Origin of the sequence: Marinifilum caeruleilacunae (assembly GCF_013141825.1) — a bacterium.
Classification (GTDB): Bacteria; Bacteroidota; Bacteroidia; order Bacteroidales; family Marinifilaceae; genus Marinifilum; species Marinifilum caeruleilacunae.
The window spans coordinates 1-2,633 of record NZ_RZNH01000081.1 but is presented as its reverse complement, the minus strand read 5'-3'; the positions used below and the strand labels follow the sequence as shown (position 1 = coordinate 2,633).

The following is a 2,633-nucleotide window of genomic DNA, read 5'->3' as shown; positions in this document are numbered from 1 at the left end:
CATAATGGAGCGAAACAGGAGGTAACAAAAGTTAAAATTTAAGGGCGGTGACGCTCAACTAGATAATGTAACAAAAACAATAAACGGTAGCGGTGTTTGATAAGGAGGTGGTTGAAAATCGCCCTCAAATTTTAGCAAAACCGTTAGCCACCATAAACATGCACAGCAGAACACTATACATATTACTAGTTTATATTTTGATTATAAGTTGTAATTCTCAAAATCAGGAGAATTATAATAGACTACTTAAAAAATATGACACTGGCATTTCAAGTGAATATTACGAATTGATAACTGATGGCCCAGAATTCACTGCATTAAATTTATTTGACCCAGCAATAATCGCAAAGAATAATATACGGAACTGTAAAATAATTCAGGTACACACAGACACAAATAAATCTGCAAAATACGTTGAATTTGACTCATTAGGTAACATCATCTTTGAGCAAAATGATTATTTCTGGGATAGGAAGGGTACCATGCAAGGGGTTTATAGTTACAAATACACGTACTTGAAAAATATTCATTCAATTAAAGGTGTACATGAATCTGAATCTAAAGATAGTATTCATAACATTTACCATTATGATTCAGATAACAATCTGATTTCAGTTGATTTTAATGAATATTCAAGACGCCTAAAGGATGGAGTGGTTGGTGATTTATTAATAGATGAAGACTTTGAGAAGTACCCATCTTGGCATCTAACAAAAACTAAGAAATACTTCTCAAACTATACAAGTATTCTTATTCAATCTGTTGTCGATAGTGAAACTACATGGATTGAAAAGTATAATATCCAAATTGATTCTTTAGATAGGGTAGTTCAAATTGATTGCTATTGGGATTCAGAACTAAAATCTAGAGAAAGATATTCTTATGCTAAAAACAAAGTATTTGAGACATATGAATTCATTTATAATGGGGAGTTGTCAGACAGACGATTTATAACGTATAGTATTGATTCGTCAAATAGACTTGTGGAGAAGATGGGGATTAAAGATGATGATAAATCAGTTTATTCAACTACAAAGATAGATTACTACCAAAACGGAGCTATCAAGAAAATTGATAAAGGGGATTGGTATCAGATATTTGAGTATAATATTAACTGAATTACGGTGGCTAACAATGTATATAAAAAATAGGCGTAACAGTGGTTTGCGAGGGTTTGAGCTTTTAATAAACACCGCCAAAACTTTTGTTTTGGCTAACATAAAAAACTAAATTTATAACCAAAACAAAAGCTTCGGCTCGTAGCATTCGGATGGTGAAGTGCTTTTAAATCGCCAACTTTTCATATACGAGGCCGTTACCTGCAAGGCTAAAAAAAACGATACTACAATGAAGAAACTAATAGCAATATTGACATTATTTTATTCTCTAACTGCACTTGGGCAAAATGGAGTGAAAGGAGACTATTTTCTACTCATTAATAGTGATAGTGTAATATCACTGAATACATTTGAAAATTCAGCGATAGTAGAGCATAAAACATTTGATATTAATGAAAAATCAATCTTTACCACAGATAAAAAATCAAGAGTAGCAATTCTTGACACAGCCAAAAATAGTATTGTTCTTTATGACTTTCTATTATCTAAGGAAACAAAGCTGACAATTCCATATGATTTGAAACCAAAGACTCTCTTGTTATTCGATAACAACCTGTTTGTTGGAGGAGAAATGGGTAAAGAGATTCTAATTCAATATCAGATAAAAAAGAATCAATGGGAAAAACTAGAGGTTCCTGAAGAAGTACAGATGTGGGGAAAGGCAGTAGATGAATTAGTAATTAATGATAGTCTTTTAATCGCAATTGACAACTTGATATTGCCAAAATATATTTTGTATTATGACTTAGAATCTGAGGGAAGATTGGAATTGTCACATTTCAAGAGACTTAAATACAATAGTAGTTATGAAAGTATTCATGATGGTAGAATTACTTCTAAATATCTTGGGCTAATATCAACAACTATGAATCACGGTAGTATTTATGAACATATTACCATTTATTCCGACCTTGATTTAATTAAAAGTTTTGCTATTTCAGTTGAAGTAAAGCAATACAGCAACTTTAATGATTTAATTATTGTAGGCGACAAACTATTTATTGCGCACAGAAATAATGGATTAGGAGTATTTGAAGTCAAAGACTCGTATTTTAAAGCAAGTAAGGATAAGTTTGATAATTTCAATAACAGGGTAAAGGAAAGCTTAATTAATTACAAAAAATATAAAAAGGGAGAAATAATTAGACTTACTATAATTCCTAATACATCTCAAATCATATTGACAATTAGGAATTCACTTGAAGAGATAACAAATGAAATAGTTGAAATATAAAAAGCCCAGCAGGTAACAATGTATATACAAAATAGGCGTGACAGTAGTAAATTCAAGGGTTGTAGCCCGCTTCAACTTCTCAACGGTTTGATAAGTTTGAATCCCGCAATCGCCTACTTTGCATATACTAAACGTTGGCAGTAATAAGATGAAAACAACATTATTGATTTTATTTTCAGGTTTTTTACTTTTTCAATTTACGGAAAAGAAAAAAATGGACTTTGAGAATGATTCTATAATTCTTCAAACTGAACTGGACACTTTAAGGATAAACTGGTATT

General features: G+C 31.1%; 2 protein-coding genes. Both read left to right on the top strand.

What is annotated here, in order from left to right; translation table 11 throughout:
- Nucleotides 1-92 precede the first annotated feature (92 nt).
- Nucleotides 93-1,118: a hypothetical protein gene (locus ELS83_RS21535; protein ID WP_171597606.1), complete on the top strand. Its 1,026-nt coding sequence runs from the start codon at nt 93-95 to the stop codon at nt 1,116-1,118.
- Nucleotides 1,119-1,347: 229 nt separating this feature from the next.
- Nucleotides 1,348-2,352 (top strand): hypothetical protein, encoded by a 1,005-nt coding sequence (locus tag ELS83_RS21530; RefSeq protein ID WP_171597605.1) that lies wholly within the window; start codon nt 1,348-1,350, stop codon nt 2,350-2,352.
- Nucleotides 2,353-2,633: the final 281 nt, after the last annotated feature.